Consider the following 17,795-nt stretch of genomic DNA (forward strand, 5'->3'; position numbering starts at 1 on the left):
TGGACTACTACTCGTTCACGTCGTCCCACTGGATACCGTCGCCCTTCGAGATGTCACGGGCCGCAGTGCGTCCCACGATGTCGTCGTAGTGCTTCGGTTCGACGCCCGCCTCTCGTTCGCCGGGGCGAAGCACCTTCACGGCGTCCGAGGTGATGGTCTCGTCGGCGGCGATGTCCCGCGTCGCGTGGACGGCGCGCCGGGCCTTCTCGTGGAGTTCGCGTTCGACCGCTAACACGGTCTTCTCTCCCGACCCGAGCGCCAACTCCGTGTCGCGAATCGCCGTCACCATCTCGCCGAGTTCGTCGGGTTCGAGCGCGAACTCGTGGTCCGGCCCTTCCATCGTCTTGTCGAGCGTGACGTGTTTCTCGACGACGCTCGCACCGAGCGCGACGGCAGCGGACGGCGCGACCACGGGGTCGAGCGTGTGGTCGGAGAGACCGGTCGGAACGTCGAACTCCCGGGCGAGCGTCTCGACCACCCCGACGTTGGCCTCGTGAATCGGCGTGGGGTAGGAGGCGACGCACTGGAGGAGCGCGAGGTCGGTCACGCCCGCGTCCCGCAGGACCTCCACCGACTCGCGCACCTCCTCCAGTTCGTGCGCCCCGGTGGACAGGATGATCGGCTTGTCGGTGTCGGCGAGGTGGCGGAGGAACGGGTGGTGGCTGCTCGTGTAACTGGCCACCTTCCACGCGGGCACGTACTCCGCGAGTTCCGCCGCGGACCGCTCGTCGAAGGGCGTGGACAGGAACTGGACCCCGCGCTCCCGGCAGTAGTCGTGGAGTTCGGGAATCCACTCGTAGGGCATCTCCATCGCTTCGACGATGTCGTAGATGGAGTCGTCGTCGTTCAGATACTCGACCTCCCCACTGTCCTCGACGTAGAGGTCCTCAGCCCGGAACGTCTGGAACTTCACGGCGTCGGCCCCGGCGTCGGCGGCGACGTCTATCAACTCCTCGGCGGTGTCGAGGTCCCCGTTGTGGTTCGACCCCGCTTCCGCGATTACGTACGTCGGCGCGCCCGGCCCGATGGGCCGCCCCCCGATGCTGAACCCGTCCATAGGTCACGTACCGACGGCGCGGCGGTTAAAACTAGCCGCCGACACTCATCGAGAGTGTCGGTGAAGCCGCGTCACGGCGCGAATAACGTCGTCTACGTCGCCGTCGTCCATCCCCGGGAACAGCGGTAGCGAGACCAGTCGCTCGTAGACTGCCTCGGTCTCCGGGAACTGTCCGCGCTCGTAGCCGTACTCCTCCTGAAAGAACGGGTGGTAGTGGAGCGGCACGTAGTGGACCTGCACGTAGACGTTCTCCGCGTGCATCGCGTTGACGAACTCCTCGCGCGAACACCCGAACGCCTCGCCGATTTCGACGGCGTAGAGGTGTAACATCGGGTCCACCTCCTCGCGGACGACCGGGGTCCGCAGTCCCGGCATCTCTTCGAAGGCCTCGTCGTAGCGCGCCGTAATCTCCTGCCGACGACGCTTGAACTCCGCCAGTCGGTCCACCTGCACGACGCCGAGCGCCGCCTGCAGGTCGGTGACGTTGTAGTTGTAGCCCAGTCCCGTGGCCACCTGATACCACGGTTCGTCGTCGTGCCCGTCGGGTTCGTAGTCCATGTCGAACGAGCGAAGCGACCGGAGACGCCGGGCCAGCGCGTCGTCGTCCGTGACGACCATCCCGCCCTCTCCGGTCGTGATGTTCTTGACCGGGTGGAAACTGAAGACCACCATGTCGCGCTCCGCGCCGACCGGTCTCCCCCCGACTCGCGTTCCGAACGCGTGACTGGCGTCCCAGATGACGGTCAGGTCGTGTTCGTCCGCGACGTCGAGCAGCGCGTCGATGTCGCAGGGATGACCGCCGTAGTGCATCGGAACCAGTCCCTCCGTATCGTCGGTTATCGCGTTCCGAACCGCGTCCGGGTCGAGGGTCCGGAGTTCGGGGTCGATGTCCGCCAGCACGGGCTCGGCACCGGTGTGGCACGCGGGATACGCGGAGGCCACGAACGTCAGGGGCGTCGTGATAACCTCGTCGCCCGCGCCGAACCCCGCGGCCCGTCCGGCCAACTGGAGCGCGGTCGTCCCGGAGGTGGTCGCCACGGCGTGTTCGACCCCGACGAACTCCGCGACCGACTCCTCGAACTCGTCCACCCTCGGCCCGCGGGTGATGTAGTCGGATTCGAGCGCCTCGACGACCGCCTCCGTCTCCCGGTCGCCGATGCTCTGTCCGCCGTACCCGAGCGGGTCGCTTCGAACCGGTTGGCCGCCGCGAATCGCAGGCGTCTCGTCGGTCATGACGCCTCCTCGCGCTCCCTGAGCCAATCGCGGAGTCGCTTGACGCCCTCCTCCAGCGACACCTCCGGCGTCCATCCCAGCAACTCCTCGGCCTTCCCGGCGTCGCACCGGAGTCGCTGGACCTCGCTCTGGGGATGGTGGTGTTCGACGTGCGTTATCTCGGTCCCCTCCGAGGCGACGACCGCCGCGAGGTCGTTGATGGAGATGTCGGTTCCGGTCCCGGCGTTGATGACCTCGCCCGTGGCCTCGTCGCTGAGGGCGGCCTCGATGATGAACCGCGCACAGTCCGTACAGTAGAGCAGGTCGCGCGTCTGAGTGCCGTCTCCGAAAATCTTCAGCGGTTCCCCCGCGAGGTCCCGGTCCACGAAGATGGAGACCACGCCGCCCGCCATCCCCGTCTTCTGGTACGGCCCGTAGGTGTTGAACGGCCGGACGACCGTCACCGGCAGGTCGAACCCGTGGTAGTAGGACTCGGCTATCTCCTCGGCCGCCAGTTTCGTCCCCGCGTACGGCGAGTTCGGGTCGGTCGGATGCTCCTCGTCTATCCCGCCGTCCGACGACGCCACGTCGTAGACCATGCACGTCCCGACGAGCGTCAGCGGGGTCTCGGTCCGCTTGCACGCCGTGAGGACGTTCTGAGTCCCGACGACGTTCGTGTCGAAGTGCGCCTCCGGGTTCTGCAGGCTGTCCTCCACGTCGATCAGCGCCGCGAGGTGAATGCACTCGTCGATAGCGCCGTCGAAGAGCGTCTCCACGTCACCGGCGTCTCGAACGTCACCTTCGATAAGTTCGAAGTTCGGGTCCGACCGGAACTCCCGAACGTTCCGGCGCGACCCGTTCGACAGATTGTCGAGACCGCGAACGCGATACCCCCGTTCCAGCAACCCGTGGACGACCCACCTCCCGATGAACCCCGCCGCTCCGGTCACGGCGACAGTATTCGTTGCCATCGCTGTACGACCACCACTTCCTCGCTAATGAAACGTTGGGCGTTTCTCGCGGTCGATACGCCCCGCCGACGCTCCGGACGCGCCCGGAGATTGGCCGGGACTGCGACCGCGGGTTCCGGCGGTCTCTGGGAGTCCTCCCCGCGGATAATGGACCATTTCCGGGACGCGCGAGCGGAAAGCCTACGAATAACAAAGTACGGACGAACGGTCTATGCCATCTGATTACGCGTGATAGAGAATCAAAACGTACTCGTAACCGGCGGAGCGGGGTCCGTCGGCCGGTCGCTCGTGCCGCCGCTCCTCGCGAGGGACCCGAACGTGATTCGGTTGTTCGACAACAACGAGGGCGGGCTGGTGCAGGCCGACCACGAGTTCAACGACGAGCGTCTGCGGTACCTCCTCGGCAACATCCGGGAGCGGCCGCGCCTCGCCAGAGCGATGGAGGACATCGACGTCGTCATCCACACCGCCGGAATCAAACACGTGGACATCTCCGAGTACAACCCCTTCGAGGCGGTGAAGACCAACGTTCTCGGTCTCCAGAACGTCGTCGAGACGGCGACCGAAGCGGGAGTGGACCGGGTCGTCTTCACGAGCAGCGACAAGGCGGTCACTCCGGCGAACACGATGGGAACGTCGAAACTGCTCGGGGAGAAACTCACCACGGCCGGGAACAAGTACCGCGGGTCGTCGGACCTCCGGTTGACGTCGGTCCGCTTCGGGAACGTCATCAACTCTTCGCGGTCGGTCGTTCCGGTGTTCGAGGAGCAGATTCGGAACGGCGGTCCGGTGACCCTGACCGACGAGCGGATGACGCGGTTCTTCCTGACCTACGGCGACGTGGCCGACCTGATAACGACGGCGATAGAGGAGACCGGCGGCGGTGAGGTCTTCGTCCGAAAGATGCCCGCGGTCCGCATCGAGGACTTGGCCGAGACCATGATAGACACGCTGGCGGAGAAGTACGGCCATCGTCCCGAGGACATCGACATCGAACTCATCGGGCGGCGAGTCGGCGAGACGCTCCACGAGGAGATAATGACCGAGCGCGAGGTCGAACGCACGGTGGAGAACGACGAGTACTACGCGATACAACCCGAGACCACCGAGAAGAACCGGTTCCTCGAATACGACGGTCTCCCCGATTTCAGTCCCGCCGAGGGCATCGTGCGCTCTTCGGAGCGAGCGGAGAAGATAGACCGCGAGGAGATAGAGCAGATGGTACTCGACTCGGTCGGCGACTGATTCGCGGCCGGTCACGTCCGCACTGGTCGCACGAGAGACCCGGATATCCGCGCCTGCTCGGACGGTCTACTCGCCGGTTCCGAGATGCTCGGCGTACCGCTCGACCTTCTCGGTGTACTCGTCTCTGAACAGGTCTCCGTCGTAGTACTTCTCTCCTCGGGAGAGCGGTCGCGTGGTCCCGCCGACGCCGCGCTTGAACTGACTGATGTTGACCTCTTTCTCCGAAGCGAGGTGGGGAAACGTCCGGTCGAAGAACTGCCACCCCGGTTCGTAGGTGTCGAGGCCCCGTTCGACCATCCACTTCATCGCCTCCCACTGGAGCAGGTGCCCGATTCCGAGGTCGTAGGTGTCCGAGTCGGGGTCGCGAGCGGACGAGGCGTAGTAGACCCCGCCGTCGTACGCGAGGAAGTACGAGAATCCGACGTACTTCCCCTCGTGCTTCGCTCCGACGAGGAACGCCTCGTCCGCCGTGATCCAGTCGTACATCAGGTCGAACGTTTCGTCGGGTCGGGTCTGTCCCCCCGCGTCCTTGATGTGGCACTGTTTGTACTCGTCGTGTATCGACTCGGTGACGGTCTCGCTGTCGAAGACGGTTATCTCGAAGGTGTCCTCGGCGTCGTCGATGGACCGCCGGTAGTCCCTGCGGAGGTCGGCCCTGATGTCGTCGATGTCCCTGTCGAGGTCCACCAGTTGCGTGTTTATCGAGGTGTCCACGAACCCGTATCGGACGAGGTAGTTGTAGCTCTCGGTCCCGGCGGGCGTCTCCCCCGCCAGCGACGGGTGTTGCATCTTCACCCGCTGCACGCCGTGTTCGTCGGCGCGCTCGTCCACCTCGTCGAATATCATCCCCGCGATGGAGTCGCGCTCGCCCTCCGAGAGGTCGGCGGCGAAGGCGGGCGTCGGCCCGTATCCCCCGGCGTAAGAGAACTGTCGCACGCCGTCCACCGTCTCCAGAATCAGCGGACAGACGGCGATTATCTCCTTGCTGTGTGTCACCACGAACGACGCCGACGCGGGTTCGAACTCGGGCTTGTAGTTCAAGGTGTAGTCGAGCCAGTCGGTCGTGTGTCGGAACCACGCGTCGGGACTCTCCCGACAGAACTCGTCCCACTCCGAGCGCCACTCGGCTGAGAGGTCCCTGACGTTCATACTCGACTGCGACCCCCACCGCGACGCGTCCGCTGACCCACCGTCCCGGCGCTACGCCCCTCACTGCCCCCCGCAGGATATGCTGTGTGACTCATACTTCTTCCGTCTGTTACCCCCTCAACGGAGGCGCTAATAAAACTCCCACTCGGTTTTGCGGGCGGGACTCGACCAACGAAGACTCGACCGGCGACGTGGACTGTCGGGGTCGCCGTCGGTCCGCGAGACGGCGTGAGCCAGTTTCCCCCAAAGGACTACGTAGAGAGGACCGTACAGATACTGAATGTCCGACGCGACCGAATACGCCGACGCCAATCGGGAGTATTGGGAGGAGAAGGAGTACACTCGACCGAACGTCGACCACGACGTGTTCCGGTTCTACGGTCTCGTCCTCGGTCCGGACTTCGGCTACTGGGGGGACGACGGCGAGCGACTCCTCGACTTCGGATGCGGGCAGGCGGCGTCCACGAACTTCTTCCACGAACACGGGTTCGACGCGTACGGTGTCGACGTGAGCGAGTCCGAACTCGACATCGCCCGAGAGCGGTATCCTGACATCGCCGACCGGTTCCGGACCGTCGAACCCGAACCGACCGAGTCAGACGAGTTCTTCGGCGGCGGGTTCGACGTGATAATCGCGCTCCAGTCGCTCTACTACTACAGCGACAGCGACTTGGACACGCGACTCCGGTCGCTGTACCGGAATCTGAACGACGGCGGCGTCCTCTACGCGACGATGTGCGGCGAGAGACACGGTCTCTACTCCCACTCGGAACCGGCCTCGGACGGACTCCGGAAAGTGACGCTTCCCGAAGCCGAGAACCCGGTCTACGTGAACTTCACGGAGAGCGAGGACGACCTGCGCGACACCTTCGACGTGTTCGACCCCGTCCACGTCGGATTCTACAACTACCGGTTCCGCAACGACGACGAGGAGAGTTTCCACTACACGTTCGTCGGGCAGAAGTCGGCCTGACGACCGGACTGGTCAGACCGAGACGCGGCATCGGCCAGCACGGTCAGAGATACCCGAGCGCGGCCAGTTGGTCGTCGGTCACCTCGGTCGTCGTGTCGCGCTCCTCCGGGGGGTCGGCCCGAATCTCCCGTCGTTCGTCGGCGGGCAACTCGAACCACGGCACGGAGACCAGATTCCCGTAGTAGACGAACGGTTCGTGGCCGTAGAGTCTGGCGGGAATCGGACGCGTTCGCTCGCCGAACAGTTCGCCGTGGTCCGCGGTTATCACCGTCTTCCCGTCGAGGTTCGACGCGAGTCGCTCCGCCTCGTCCAGCGCTATCTCCAGATTCTCCCGGTACGCCTTCTTCACCATCTCGACGTCGAGGGGGTGGTCGGGGTCCCAGACGACCTCGTACATCCATCTGGCCCCGGCCACCTCCTCCCCGCCGAGGTATTCGGACTGGAGGTACTGGCCGTACTCCCCGATGAACGGGGCGTGAGGCTGCATGTAGTGGACGACGAGGCGCTTGTGCGGGAACTCCTCGTGAGCGGCGATAGCCTCCTCGGTCATCTTGTCCGGGCGTATCGCTCTGAACGTGTCGTAGGCCTCCAGCAGGGAGTTGACGCTGTGGAACGTCCCCTCGGACAGTTCCCTGACGTACGGGTTCGCCGTCACGTACACCGTGTCGTGGAGTTCCCGCCCCTCGAAATTCCGGTGGACGAACTCGATGCTGTGGGAAGCGCCTGACCTCACGCGGTGCAGGTCACCGTCGAGCCAGTTCGTCCGGGCGAACACGTCGTATCGAGTGGCGTCCAAGATGACGAGGGTGTCCCAGTCGGCGGCCATCACGTCGAGCGCCTCCGAGTCGTCCACGTACTGGTAGTAGAGTTTGTTCAGGTTCACGCCGAGACTGTTGAGTTCCCGACGGACGGCCCACGGCTTGTCGATTGCGGTCTTGAGACTCCCCAAGTCGTACTTTTCGAATTTCTCCCTCACCCATCGTGAAAAAGTGAACTTCTCCATCCCCATTTCCGCTACTGTAGATGACCTTCTTCCTATTATGCGTTTGCCTACTCGAAGTCCGTGGGAGAAACGCCGCGGAAAGCGTCGTCGTGTCGAGACTCCCGTCCGAATCGTCGAAATCCGACCGGTCGTCCGGTCGTCTCGGGCATCGACGGACTGCTCGCCCGCGCAAGCTATTACTTGATGGCGGGCATATCGGTGCGTCGGCAATGAACGGGAGCACACGGGGTCGTGTCCGCACGAGGGGAACGCTGAGGTCTGCTGCCGACGGCGAACGATGAGTGGACCGCCTGCCGGGGACGAGTGTGTCTCGGCACTGATAGTCGGGTGCGGGTCCATCGGGTCGCGTCACGCGCGGAACCTGTCCGAACTGGGCCTCGAACTCTCGGTGTTCGACCTCGACGAGGCGCGCCGGACGCATCTCGCGTCCGAGGTGGACGCGTCGGCACCGAGTTCGCTGGACGCCGCACTGGCGGACGGGCCGGACGTGACCGTCGTCGCCACGCCGTCGAACCACCACGTCGAACCCGCGCTGGCGGCCGCCCGTGCGGACTCACACCTGTTCGTGGAAAAGCCGCTGTCGAACGACATCGAGGGAGTCGGCGAACTCCTCGACGAGGTCCGGGACCGCGACCTCGTGACGATGGTCGGGTCGAACTTCCGGTTCCACCCGGCAGTCGAGACGATTCGGGAACTCGTGACCGACGGACGCGTCGGGAACGTCGTCTCGGCCCGCATCGAAGCGGGGTCGTACCTCCCGGAGTGGCATCCCGAGGAGGACTACCGGGACCTGTACTCCGCGAAGGAGGGGGTCGGCGGAGCGGTGCTGGATTTCGTCCACGAACTGAACTACGCTCGATGGCTGTTCGGCGAAGTGGAGACGGTCACGGCGATGCTCGGCCGGGAGAGTTCGCTTGAGATAGAGACCGAGGACACCGCGAGCATCGTCGCTCGGTTCGAGGACGGGACGCTCTGCGAGATTCACCTCGACTTCGTCCAGCGCGCGTACAGTCGGTCGTGTCACGTCGTCGGCGAGCGCGGGACCGTCAGGTGGGAGTGGGAGGAGTCGGCGGTCCGACGCTACGACCCTCGACGCGAGTCGTGGGTCGAGGAAGCGGCGTGGGGCGACGACTGGGAGGTGAACCGGATGTACCGCGACGAGATGGAACACTTCCTCCGGTGCGTGGCGAAGCACCGCGAGACGCGGACGCCCCTCACCGAAGGCCGTGCCGACCTCGAACTGGCGCTCGCGGCGAAGGAGTCGGCGGAGACCGGTCGGCACGTCCGACTGTGAGGTGACTTCGGAAACGAATCCTCTACGGCGGGCCCGGTCGCGCGATTCTGCGACCGTACGCTGTGAATACTCAAGGGGCGCTACGTCGTGGCTCCGACATGCGAGACAGGACCGTCGCAATCGTCCAAGCCCGGATGGGTTCGACACGCCTCCCCGAGAAGGTTCTGGCGGACATCGGCGACGAACCGATGCTGTGGCACGTCCACGAGCGAGCGCGGAGCGCGTCGCTCGTCGACGACGTGGTCGTCGCCACGTCCACCGAGTCGCAGGACGACGCGGTCGCGGAGTTCTGCGAGGAGCGGGGTATCACATACAATCGGGGGAGCGAGGAGGACGTGCTGGACCGCTACTACGAGACGGCGACCGATACCGACGCCGACGTGGTCGTCCGCATCACGGGCGACTGTCCGTTCCTGTCGCCGCCGGTACTCGACCGGGTCGTCCGGACGTACGAGAACGGCGAGGCCGACTACGTGACCAACACGCTGGAGTACACCCACCCGGACGGACTCGACGTGGAGGTGTTCGGGTACGAGGCGCTCGAACGCGCGTGGAACGAGGCCGACGACCCGGCGGAGCGCGAACACGTCACCTACTACCTGCGCGAGTCCGACGAGTTCAGTTCGCAGAACGTCGAGAACGTGGTGGACACGTCGATGTACGAGTTCACCGACGAGGACACGATTCTCCGATGGACTGTCGATTACCCGGCGGACTTGGAGTTCGTCCGGGCGGTGTACGACCGCCTGACCGAGCGCGGCCACTGGCTCTTCGACCAGCAGTCGGTCTTCGAACTGCTCGAACGCGAACCGGCGCTGCGGGACGTCAACGAGGACCGCTGACCCGGTCCGGCACGAACAGTTATTACGAACATTGTCGATACTGACGGTATGTCTGACCGGCCTGATAGCTCGGGGAGACGCGCTCGCCGCGAGAAGACCCACGAGCGGTACGAACGCGCGAAGGAACTCATCCCCGGCGGGACCCAACTCCTCTCGAAGCGGGCGGAGATGATGGCTCCCGACCAGTGGCCCGCCTACTACAGCGAGGCCGAGGGGGCGCGCGTCACCGACTTGGACGGCAACGAGTACGTGGATATGAGCTTCATGGGAATCGGAGCGTGCGTCCTCGGATACGGAGACGAGGATGTGGACGCCAGCGCCAGACGGGCCATCGACGAAGGGGTGATGGCCACGCTGAACTGCCCGCAGGAGGTGGAACTCGCCGAGGAACTCGTCGAGATGCACCCGTGGGCCGACATGGTCCGGTTCGGCCGACCGGGCGGGGAGGCGATGGCGATGGCGGTCCGACTGGCGCGGGCGTACTCGGGCGAGGAGACCGTCGCCTTCTGCGGCTATCACGGCTGGCACGACTGGTACCTCGCGGCGAATCTGGAGACCGACGAGAACCTCGAAGGCCACTTGTTGCCGGGTCTCGACCCGAACGGCGTCCCCGAGAGCCTCGAAGGGACGAGCAAACCGTTCCACTACAACGAAATCGAGGAACTGGAGCGAATCGCGCGGGAGAACGACCTCGGCGCGATAGTGATGGAGCCGATACGGAACGAGGACCCGCGTGACGGCTTTCTGGAGCGCGTCCGGGAAATCGCAGACGAGGAAGACGCACCGCTCGTGGTGGACGAGATTACCTCGGGATTCCGGGCCACTCCCGGCGGGTACCACGCCGCGCTGGACCTCGAACCGGATGTCGCCGTCTACGGGAAGGCGATGGGGAACGGCTATCCCATCGCGGCGGTCGTCGGTCGCGAGCGCGTGATGGACGAGGCCGAGGAGAGTTTCCTGAGCAGCACGTACTGGACCGAACGCGTCGGACCGAGCGCGGCCCTCGCCACGCTCCGGAAGTTCCGCTCGGAGAACGTCCACGACCACCTCGTGAGCGTCGGCGAGCAGGTCACCCGCGGGTGGGAGGACTTGGCCGAGGACCACGGCGTCGAGATAGCGACGAAGGGACTGGCACCGCTCACGAAGTTCGTCGTGAAACACGACGAGGGGCAGGCGGCCAAGACCCTGTTCACGCAGGAGATGCTCGACCGCGGATACCTCGCCGGGAACGCCGTCTACACGAGTTACGCGCACACCGAACCGATGGTCGAAGCGTATCTGGACGCGGCCGACGACGCGTTCGCGTCGGTGGCCGCCGCGCTTGAGGAGGGGAGCGTCCGCGAACGGCTGAACGGGCCGGTGGCCCACACCAAGTTCGAGCGACTGAACTGAGCGCGCCGGTACTCAGGTTCCGACAGGCCCGACGGCCTCGCTCCGGGACTCGGTGACGTTCACCCAGAGGTGGGTCTCCTCGTAGGCGTTCGCCACGCGGGGGTCGGCGGGTGGTTCGCCCCGATACAGCAGGTACTGGAGTCGGAGGTTCGGCCCGGTCATCGTCGGCGTCACGGTGTGGCGGTGCTGCCACGTCTCGTTCGGCCCGAGGACGGTCCGGAATCGGTGGAGGTCCCGCCGTTCGACCACCGTGGCGTTCGCGCTCCCGTTACCCGCGACGCGCTGGAGTTCCACGACCACGGTGTAGTTGGTGCGCTCGCCCTCGTGGTTGGTGACGCCGACGGTCAGTCGCTTGCTCTCCCCGCGGACGAACTCGGTCGGGTACTCCTCCGCGGTCAGTTGTCCGTCGCCGGTGGACGAGAGCAGGTAGAACTCGGTGTACTGCTCGCCGCGTTCGGCCGACGTGACCGCGTACCCGACGCTCCCGAGCGCCAGTATCATCGACACCGCGAGCGCGACGTTCAGCAGGCGGTCGGTGCGGGTCTCGCCCGCGAAGAGACCGGTCCGGGCCGTGTCGTACCAGTCCCGGTACGGGACGCGGAATCGGTCCCGCGGCGGGAGATTCCACCGGCGCACGGCGGCGACGACCGTCGCCGCTGCCGTGAACGCGCCGACCGAGACCACGATGGGGACGAGTCGGACGCCGACCGGCGTGAAGTTGAGCACCACGCCGAGCAGCGGGACGACGGCGAGACTCAGACCCAGCGACAGCGCGAGGCGTTCCCAGCCACCGATGGCACGGAGGCGTCGGACGCCGGAGAGAAACCTCCCGTCCTCCGTCGCGCTCTCGGGGGATTCCGAATCGGTGGACTCGGCGTCCTTCCGGTCGAGATTCGCCGGTCCAGCGTCTTCGCGGTCGGCGGGGCCGCGCTCCGGGAACAACGCCGCCGTGAGCGCGTATCCGGGCGCGAGGAGTGCGAACGCCAGTCCCAGACCGATGCGGAGCGGCGTGTCCGCGAGGACCGGCAGGAAGACGACGAGACAGGTCGCCGCGTCGAGCGCGAGCACGACTGCGAGGTCCGCGGGAAAGCGTCGAACCGGCCGCGGGACCAGCAGTCGGAGGGTTCGGCGGTCCATGGTCAGTCCGTTCCCCTCCCGGTCGGTCCGGCGTCCATGCCCCTCTCAGTCTGCCGCCAGTCTGTTGCCCTCTCGGTCTCCTCGACCAGCGCGGACCCCGCGTTGAGCGCCGCCGCCGCGGTCTCGGTCGAGAGTCCCCGAGAGGAGAAGCGCGCCCGCTCGTAGGCCTGCGTCACGCGGCGGAGCGCGTCGAGTTGGTCGTCGGGCAGACCGGCGTCCCGACAGCGGGCGTAGAGTTCGGCGTGGGTGACCGGGCGGTCGTCCTCGAACTCGGTCGTGAGCCTCCGACGGACCGCGGCGTACGCCGTGTTGACCGCGGCGTCGGGGTCGTCGCGGTCGAGTTGCTGTCGGGCGAGCGAGAGGAGTTCCGTGCGGGTCTCGCTGACCGCCCCGGCCCCTGAGTCGGCGTCCGAATCGTTCTCGCGCTCGGTCCCGGCCCGTCCGTCCCCGTGGTCGGATTCGTCGCGGCCGGGCCGGAAGCGTCCCGCGAGCGCGTATCCCGACAGCGCGACCCCGCACCCGACGAGCAGGAGCGCCCACCACGGCGCGGACGCGACGCCGCGGACCGCGGCTTCCAGCGTCGAATCGGGTCCACTCGGCGTGGGAACCGCGAGCGTCTCGGCGCTCCGCGCCGGCCGTAGCCCGCGATTCCCGTCGAACGACGCGGCGGCGGTGACGTTCCCGTCCTCGCGCGCGGACTCCGGAATCTCGACTCGCACGTCGTAGCGCCCCGCGTTGTCGGTTTCGGCTACCACGAGGGCCTCGTTCCCGTCCAACTCGACGTGAATCGCTCGGCCCGCGAGCGGTTCGCCGTCCTCGGTGGTGAGTCTGCCCGCCGCACGGAGCGTCGTCCCGTTTCGAGTCGCGTTCAGCGAAACCGCGGTATCGACGCGCTCGACGGGGACGGTCGTCGTCGCGTTCGCGGGGGCGAGCGCGGCGTTCCGAAGCGGGAGCGAGACCTCGACCGTACTCCGGTTGGCGGTGACGGCGGTGGGGAACCGGCCCGAGACGACGAACGCACCGTTCTCGCCCGTGATGGCGTTGCCGAGATGCTCGTCGCTCGCGGTGAGTCGGACCGGCACGCCCGGCACCGGCGTCCCGTTCACCGTCACGTTCCCCCGCACTGTGACGGTTCGGTTCGAGGCGACGCTGTCGGGGGTCTGGGTGAGGCGAACGGTCGGTTCGACCTGTCGGATTTCCGCCGGAACCGACGCGTTCGAAGTCCGATAGACCGACCGGTTGTCGGGGACGAACCGGACGCGGACCGCGGAGGCGTCCGGCGAGAGGGACGCGGGTCGGTATTCGAGGCGGAACTCGCCGGTGGCGTCGGTGCGCGCGGTGACGTTGGTCTCGCCGACGCGGAACGTCGCCGTCCGGTTCGCCACCGGCGTTCCGTTAGCCGCCCGGAGTCGGCCGGTGACGACCAGCGGGTCGGTGAACGACGCGGTCCGGTCGCCGTTCGCGCCGACGGTCAGTTCGGTCCGCACGAACGACTCCCGCTCGACCTCCTGCTGGCGGGCGGTGACGTTGGCCGTGCGGTTGGCGACGATGCGGCGACTCTCCGCGAAGTCGGTGTCGGTCACGTTCGCGGCCGTCCGGTAACTCGCCAGCAGCGAGTCGCCGCGGCGGTGGACCCGGTTCGAGATGCCCCGGAGTTCCCGCGCGAGTCGTCGAGCACGGCGCTCGCTCCCGTTCTCGCGGACGGCCCGATAGCGGTCGTACGTGCGCTCGTACTTCCTCACCGCCGTCAGGAACGCCTGTTGCTGCTTCCGGGCGCGTTCGAGCGCGCTGACGTTCGCCGACCCGCCTTCCATCTCGTCGGTGATATCGGAGTACCGCTCGTACTCCTCCTGATACTGCTCGCCGACGACCTTCTTGGCGTCCGCGTACTCGCCCTTCTCCAACTGCTTCGAACTGCGCTCGAAGCGTCTTCCGAGTTTCCCGGCGAGCCACGCCTCCACGCTCCCGAGACCCTCGCTCTCCTCGACGTTCGAGGGGTTCACCTGCCGGACCGTGGAGTTGTTGCCCGACTGGCCGTCGTCCGGTGGTGGTGCAGAATCCCCCGGAGGTGACGCCGTCGCCCCCGTTTCGCCGACTTCGCCGCCCGACCCCGATTCGACGGCGACGCCACCCGCGAGGAGACCGACGACCAGCGTCGCGGCGACGAGAGCGACCGCTATACGGTCACCTCGCACGCAGAGTCTCTGTGGTAGGTCTCTCATGGCGGCGTGTATTCGACTGCTCTGGGCGGACGAACGGGCCGCAGATAGAATAAAAACCACGACCGTTTTATTGAAGATGACTGTTTCTCTCCCGGCGGAACCGCGCGGAGAGAACTGCAGGGTGGGAGCGGCTCTGAGGGACCGGTCGTCGTCTATCGGACGCTCTCCCGGACGCTCCGAACACTGCGACCCGCTTCGGGACCGCCGTTATCGGTGAATTAGTCGGACTGTACTGGCGTCTTCATACACAGCACCGTACCGCGACCCCGAGCCAGCGAGAAGACGCCGACGGGTGGTCGGTGAAACAGACGGCGCTTAGACCGCCGTATCCGGACGTTACCGAACGAACGACCGATATATTCAATGCCGACGGCGAAGTTAGGTCCCGTCGTGCGAGCCGAGCGACGCTACTGGGGGGTGGCCGTCGTCGGCGCGTTGCTCGCGCTCTCGGCCGTCACCCTCGACCGGCCCGTCCTCCTCGCGGGAGCCGCGGGTATCGGCGGATGGCTGCTCTCCCGGCAGTTCGACTTCGTCCGGGCCTCGGCGGCGGTGCGGTCGGACCTGCGAATCGAGCAGGACCCCGACCGCGGGACGACGCTCACGGACCAGCCGGTGCCGGTCACTCTCGGAGCGCGACTCGCCGGTCCTTCGGCGCTCTCGCTCCGCGTGGAGTCGCGCCCGCCGGTCTCGATGCGACGCGTCGCGGGCGGCGACCGGACCGACGCCCCAGTTCTCAGGCTCCCGCGCGGCGAAAGTTCGGCGCGGCGGACCGACACCTACGAGTCGCCGGTCGCCGGGGACCACGCGTTCGACGCGCCGACGGTAACCGCGGCGGACCCCGGAGGCCTGTTCAGCCAGCGGTTCCCGCACGGTCCCGAGGCGACGGTTTCCGTGGACCCCCGCCGACCGCGCGACGTCCACGTCGGCGAGGGCGGCGAGCGAGGCGAGCGGGTGCTGGCGACCGACGGCGACCGCTCGGGTCGGCGGACCGAGAGCGGACTCGAATTCGCGGAACTGCGTAAGTACGTCACCGGCGACCCCGCCCGGAACATCGACTGGAAGACGACCGCTCGGATGGGCGAACCGTACGTCCGGGAGTACGAGAGCCAGTCGAGACACGCGACCGCGCTGGTGTTCGACCACCGGGCCTCGCTCGGGCAGGGACCCGACGGCGCGACTAAACTCGACTACCTCCGGCAGGTGGCACTGGCCGTCGCGCGGAACGCCCGAGAGCGCGAGGACCCCGTCGGACTCTACGCGGTCGGCGACGAGGGACCGACCGAACTCCTCGGTCCCGAGCGCGAGGACCGGCGGTACGAGGAGGTCCGGCGAGCGATACGCGAATCGACCGCGACCGCGGCGGTCGGCGGTTCGGACCTGAGCGTGACCCCGGCGACCGCCCGACGGCGGGCCGACGACCTCGACGGCGACGCGAGCGAGTACGCGACGACGCTCCGGCCGTACTTCGAGGCCGCCGACCGCTACGTCTCGCAGTTGGGCGACCACCCGCTGGCAGAGACCGTCCGGGTCGCTCGCTCGCGGTTCAGGTCCGCGGACCTGAACGTGCTGTTCACCGACGATACCGACCCCGTCGAGACGGTCGAAACCGTCAAACTCCTGCAACGGGGCGGGAGTCACGTGCTGGTGTTCGTCGCGCCGAGCGTCCTCTTCGAACCGGGCGGACTGGCCGACTTCGAGCGGGGCTACGCCCGGTATCTGGAGTTCGAGGAGTTCCGCCGCCGACTCGAACGCCTCGACCGCGTGACCGCCTTCGAGGTCGGGCCGGGCGACCGGGTGGACGCCGTTCTCGACGACCGCCGACGCAGGGCCGAGCCGTAGTTCACAACCATGACAGCGAACCTACCACCGACGGAACGGCCGGGTGAAGTCGAAACGCGAACGAGGGCGACCGGCGTCGCCGCGCTCCTCGCGGCGGGCGCACTGGTCGCCGGTATCGGGACGGATAGCGCGGGTCTCGCCGCGGGCGCACTCGTCGCCGGAGCGTGGGCGCTCGCGGGACCCGTCTACGCCTTCGCTTTCGGCCAGATTCTGTTCGCGGCGTTCGCCCCCGACCCGACCGGTCTCGAACTGGCGGTCGCACAGGTCGGACTGTTCGGCTTCCTCGCGGTTCCCGCGAACCGGTGGGCACCGCTCCGGACGGTCGGGGCGTTCGTCGTCGCCAGCGCCGGTCTGGTCGGCGTCGGTGCGGGCGTCCGAGACGTGACCGGCGAACTCTGGCCCGCGGCGCTGGCAGTCGGCGCGGCGGTGGCGCTCGTCGCGTACGGTCTCCACCGCTACGAACTCGTGGTACTCGACCTCGTGGAGGCCGACGCGTGAGCGGGCGGACGAACTCTCGGGACTCGGAATCGGCGGGGTCCGAGTCCCCGAACGCCGGGTCTCCGAGTTCTGAATCGCTGCCTTCCGACACTCCGAACGATGACCCGGACGACGGGGCAGTCGCCGACGAGTCGGAGACCGAACGACTCCGTGCGCGGGTCGCGGTACTGGAGGAGGAGAACGAGCGACTCCGGCGCGAGTACGCCCGGTCGAAGCGGGCGCGACACCGCCGCACCGCGCTCGGTCTGTTCGCCGTGGGGGCGGTGGCAATCGTCGGCGGACTCGCGCTCCCGCCGAGCAGGGAGGTGCTGTTCGCGCTCGGCGGGACGGGACTGTTCGCAGGCGTGCTGACGTACTTCCTGACGCCCGAGCGCTTCCTCCCGGCGGACGTCGGAGAGAGCGTCTACGACGCGCTCGCGGAGACCCGGACCGCGATTCGCGCGGAGTTGGGTCTCGCCGACGCCACCGTCTACGTCCCTCCGTCAGAAGGACGGACGCGCTCGTCGCGCGTGTTCGTCCCGCAACGGGCCGACTACGAACTGCCCGACCGGGAGGCGCTCTCGCGGACGTTCGTCACCGACGAGGGGAACCGCCGCGGCGTCGCGTTCGAACCGACCGGCGAGTCGCTGGTCGATGCGTTCGAGCGCGCGCTGTCGTCCTCGCTGGCCGACGACCCCGAGACGCTGGCCGACCAACTCGCAGAGGGCGTGGTCCAGCAGTTCGAACTCGCGGAGAGCGTGAGCGCCGACGCCGACGAGCGGCGAGTCACGTTCGGCGTCTCGGGGAGCGCGTTCGGCCGCGCGGACCGCTTCGACCATCCGATTCCGTCGGTCCTCGCGGTCGGTCTCGCGCGCGGACTCGCCCGACCAGTGGAAGTCGAGGCGGTTCGAGCGAGTGACGACGGGTACGAGTACCTCGTGACGTGTCGCTGGCGTCCGCCCGACGAGGCGTAGCGAGTTCC

Annotated in this window: 15 protein-coding genes; 8 read left to right on the plus strand and 7 right to left on the minus strand. The window is 67.2% G+C overall.

The window, feature by feature from the left end; all coding sequences use genetic code 11:
* Positions 1 to 7: 7 nt before the first annotated feature.
* From NGM06_RS19245 to NGM06_RS19255, 3 genes are read right to left on the minus strand one after another with little or no spacing between them, the layout of a single operon-like run.
* Positions 8 to 1,057, minus strand: coding sequence for an N-acetylneuraminate synthase family protein (locus NGM06_RS19245; RefSeq protein WP_254270387.1), 1,050 nt, complete (start codon positions 1,055 to 1,057; stop codon positions 8 to 10).
* Positions 1,058 to 1,102: 45 nt separating this feature from the next.
* Positions 1,103 to 2,290: a DegT/DnrJ/EryC1/StrS family aminotransferase gene (locus NGM06_RS19250; protein ID WP_254270388.1), complete on the minus strand. Its 1,188-nt coding sequence runs from the start codon at positions 2,288 to 2,290 to the stop codon at positions 1,103 to 1,105.
* Positions 2,287 to 3,240 (minus strand): dTDP-glucose 4,6-dehydratase, encoded by a 954-nt coding sequence (locus tag NGM06_RS19255; protein ID WP_254270389.1) that lies wholly within the window; start codon positions 3,238 to 3,240, stop codon positions 2,287 to 2,289. Before NGM06_RS19255 ends, NGM06_RS19250 begins: the two co-directional genes overlap by 4 nt.
* A gap of 228 nt (positions 3,241 to 3,468) precedes the next feature.
* Between NGM06_RS19255 and NGM06_RS19260 the strand changes: the two genes are divergently transcribed.
* Positions 3,469 to 4,485 (plus strand): SDR family NAD(P)-dependent oxidoreductase, encoded by a 1,017-nt coding sequence (locus NGM06_RS19260; RefSeq protein ID WP_254270390.1) that lies wholly within the window; start codon positions 3,469 to 3,471, stop codon positions 4,483 to 4,485.
* Between the two features lie 66 nt (positions 4,486 to 4,551).
* Here the strand turns inward: NGM06_RS19260 and NGM06_RS19265 are convergent, their stop codons facing one another.
* Positions 4,552 to 5,634, minus strand: a complete 1,083-nt coding sequence (locus NGM06_RS19265) for a GNAT family N-acetyltransferase (RefSeq protein WP_254270391.1) — start codon at positions 5,632 to 5,634, stop codon at positions 4,552 to 4,554.
* 280 nt (positions 5,635 to 5,914) lie between these two features.
* Here NGM06_RS19265 and NGM06_RS19270 point away from each other — a divergent pair, with 280 nt between their 5' ends.
* Positions 5,915 to 6,607 carry a class I SAM-dependent methyltransferase gene (locus tag NGM06_RS19270; protein ID WP_254270392.1) on the plus strand — a complete coding sequence of 231 codons (693 nt, stop codon included), beginning with the start codon at positions 5,915 to 5,917 and terminating at the stop codon, positions 6,605 to 6,607.
* A 43-nt stretch (positions 6,608 to 6,650) separates the two neighbouring features.
* Here the strand turns inward: NGM06_RS19270 and NGM06_RS19275 are convergent, their stop codons facing one another.
* Positions 6,651 to 7,583, minus strand: a complete 933-nt coding sequence (locus NGM06_RS19275; RefSeq protein ID WP_254270393.1) for a hypothetical protein — start codon at positions 7,581 to 7,583, stop codon at positions 6,651 to 6,653.
* Positions 7,584 to 7,887: 304 nt separating this feature from the next.
* Here NGM06_RS19275 and NGM06_RS19280 point away from each other — a divergent pair, with 304 nt between their 5' ends.
* The 3 genes from NGM06_RS19280 to NGM06_RS19290 all read left to right on the plus strand — a co-directional run bounded on the left by NGM06_RS19280 (position 7,888) and on the right by NGM06_RS19290 (position 11,138).
* A complete protein-coding gene (locus tag NGM06_RS19280) occupies positions 7,888 to 8,904 on the plus strand; it encodes a Gfo/Idh/MocA family protein (RefSeq protein WP_254270394.1) in 1,017 nt (338 codons plus the stop codon).
* A gap of 98 nt (positions 8,905 to 9,002) precedes the next feature.
* Entirely contained in the window at positions 9,003 to 9,746 is a 744-nt protein-coding gene (locus NGM06_RS19285) for a cytidylyltransferase domain-containing protein (protein ID WP_254270395.1), read from the plus strand.
* A gap of 48 nt (positions 9,747 to 9,794) precedes the next feature.
* Entirely contained in the window at positions 9,795 to 11,138 is a 1,344-nt protein-coding gene (locus NGM06_RS19290) for an aminotransferase class III-fold pyridoxal phosphate-dependent enzyme (RefSeq protein WP_254270396.1), read from the plus strand.
* A gap of 12 nt (positions 11,139 to 11,150) precedes the next feature.
* Here the strand turns inward: NGM06_RS19290 and NGM06_RS19295 are convergent, their stop codons facing one another.
* Together NGM06_RS19295 and NGM06_RS19300 are read right to left on the minus strand one after the other, a co-directional pair.
* Positions 11,151 to 12,275: a DUF1616 domain-containing protein gene (locus NGM06_RS19295; protein ID WP_254270397.1), complete on the minus strand. Its 1,125-nt coding sequence runs from the start codon at positions 12,273 to 12,275 to the stop codon at positions 11,151 to 11,153.
* Between the two features lie 2 nt (positions 12,276 to 12,277).
* A complete protein-coding gene (locus tag NGM06_RS19300) occupies positions 12,278 to 14,470 on the minus strand; it encodes a hypothetical protein (RefSeq protein WP_254270398.1) in 2,193 nt (730 codons plus the stop codon).
* Between the two features lie 417 nt (positions 14,471 to 14,887).
* Here NGM06_RS19300 and NGM06_RS19305 point away from each other — a divergent pair, with 417 nt between their 5' ends.
* Genes NGM06_RS19305 through NGM06_RS19315 form a run of 3 tightly spaced genes read left to right on the plus strand, consistent with a single transcriptional unit; the run spans position 14,888 to position 17,787 of the window.
* Positions 14,888 to 16,336: a DUF58 domain-containing protein gene (locus NGM06_RS19305; protein WP_254270399.1), complete on the plus strand. Its 1,449-nt coding sequence runs from the start codon at positions 14,888 to 14,890 to the stop codon at positions 16,334 to 16,336.
* A 9-nt stretch (positions 16,337 to 16,345) separates the two neighbouring features.
* Complete coding sequence (locus NGM06_RS19310) at positions 16,346 to 16,834, plus strand: DUF8163 family membrane protein (RefSeq protein WP_254270400.1); 489 nt, start codon at positions 16,346 to 16,348, stop codon at positions 16,832 to 16,834.
* Complete coding sequence (locus NGM06_RS19315; RefSeq protein WP_254270401.1) at positions 16,831 to 17,787, plus strand: DUF7982 domain-containing protein; 957 nt, start codon at positions 16,831 to 16,833, stop codon at positions 17,785 to 17,787. Before NGM06_RS19310 ends, NGM06_RS19315 begins: the two co-directional genes overlap by 4 nt.
* The last annotated feature ends 8 nt before the right edge of the window (positions 17,788 to 17,795 follow it).

The sequence above is a fragment of the Halorussus aquaticus genome (assembly GCF_024218795.1).
GTDB lineage: Archaea > Halobacteriota > Halobacteria > Halobacteriales > Haladaptataceae > Halorussus > Halorussus aquaticus.

Coding starts and splice junctions, on each gene's coding strand:
- NGM06_RS19255 (WP_254270389.1), bottom strand. CDS start 3,240: ATGGCAACGAATACTGTCGCCGTGACCGGAGCGGCGGGGTTCATCGGG.
- NGM06_RS19310 (WP_254270400.1), top strand. CDS start 16,346: ATGACAGCGAACCTACCACCGACGGAACGGCCGGGTGAAGTCGAAACG.
- NGM06_RS19280 (WP_254270394.1), top strand. CDS start 7,888: ATGAGTGGACCGCCTGCCGGGGACGAGTGTGTCTCGGCACTGATAGTC.
- NGM06_RS19290 (WP_254270396.1), top strand. CDS start 9,795: ATGTCTGACCGGCCTGATAGCTCGGGGAGACGCGCTCGCCGCGAGAAG.
- NGM06_RS19270 (WP_254270392.1), top strand. CDS start 5,915: ATGTCCGACGCGACCGAATACGCCGACGCCAATCGGGAGTATTGGGAG.
- NGM06_RS19250 (WP_254270388.1), bottom strand. CDS start 2,290: ATGACCGACGAGACGCCTGCGATTCGCGGCGGCCAACCGGTTCGAAGC.
- NGM06_RS19265 (WP_254270391.1), bottom strand. CDS start 5,634: ATGAACGTCAGGGACCTCTCAGCCGAGTGGCGCTCGGAGTGGGACGAG.
- NGM06_RS19245 (WP_254270387.1), bottom strand. CDS start 1,057: ATGGACGGGTTCAGCATCGGGGGGCGGCCCATCGGGCCGGGCGCGCCG.
- NGM06_RS19295 (WP_254270397.1), bottom strand. CDS start 12,275: ATGGACCGCCGAACCCTCCGACTGCTGGTCCCGCGGCCGGTTCGACGC.
- NGM06_RS19285 (WP_254270395.1), top strand. CDS start 9,003: ATGCGAGACAGGACCGTCGCAATCGTCCAAGCCCGGATGGGTTCGACA.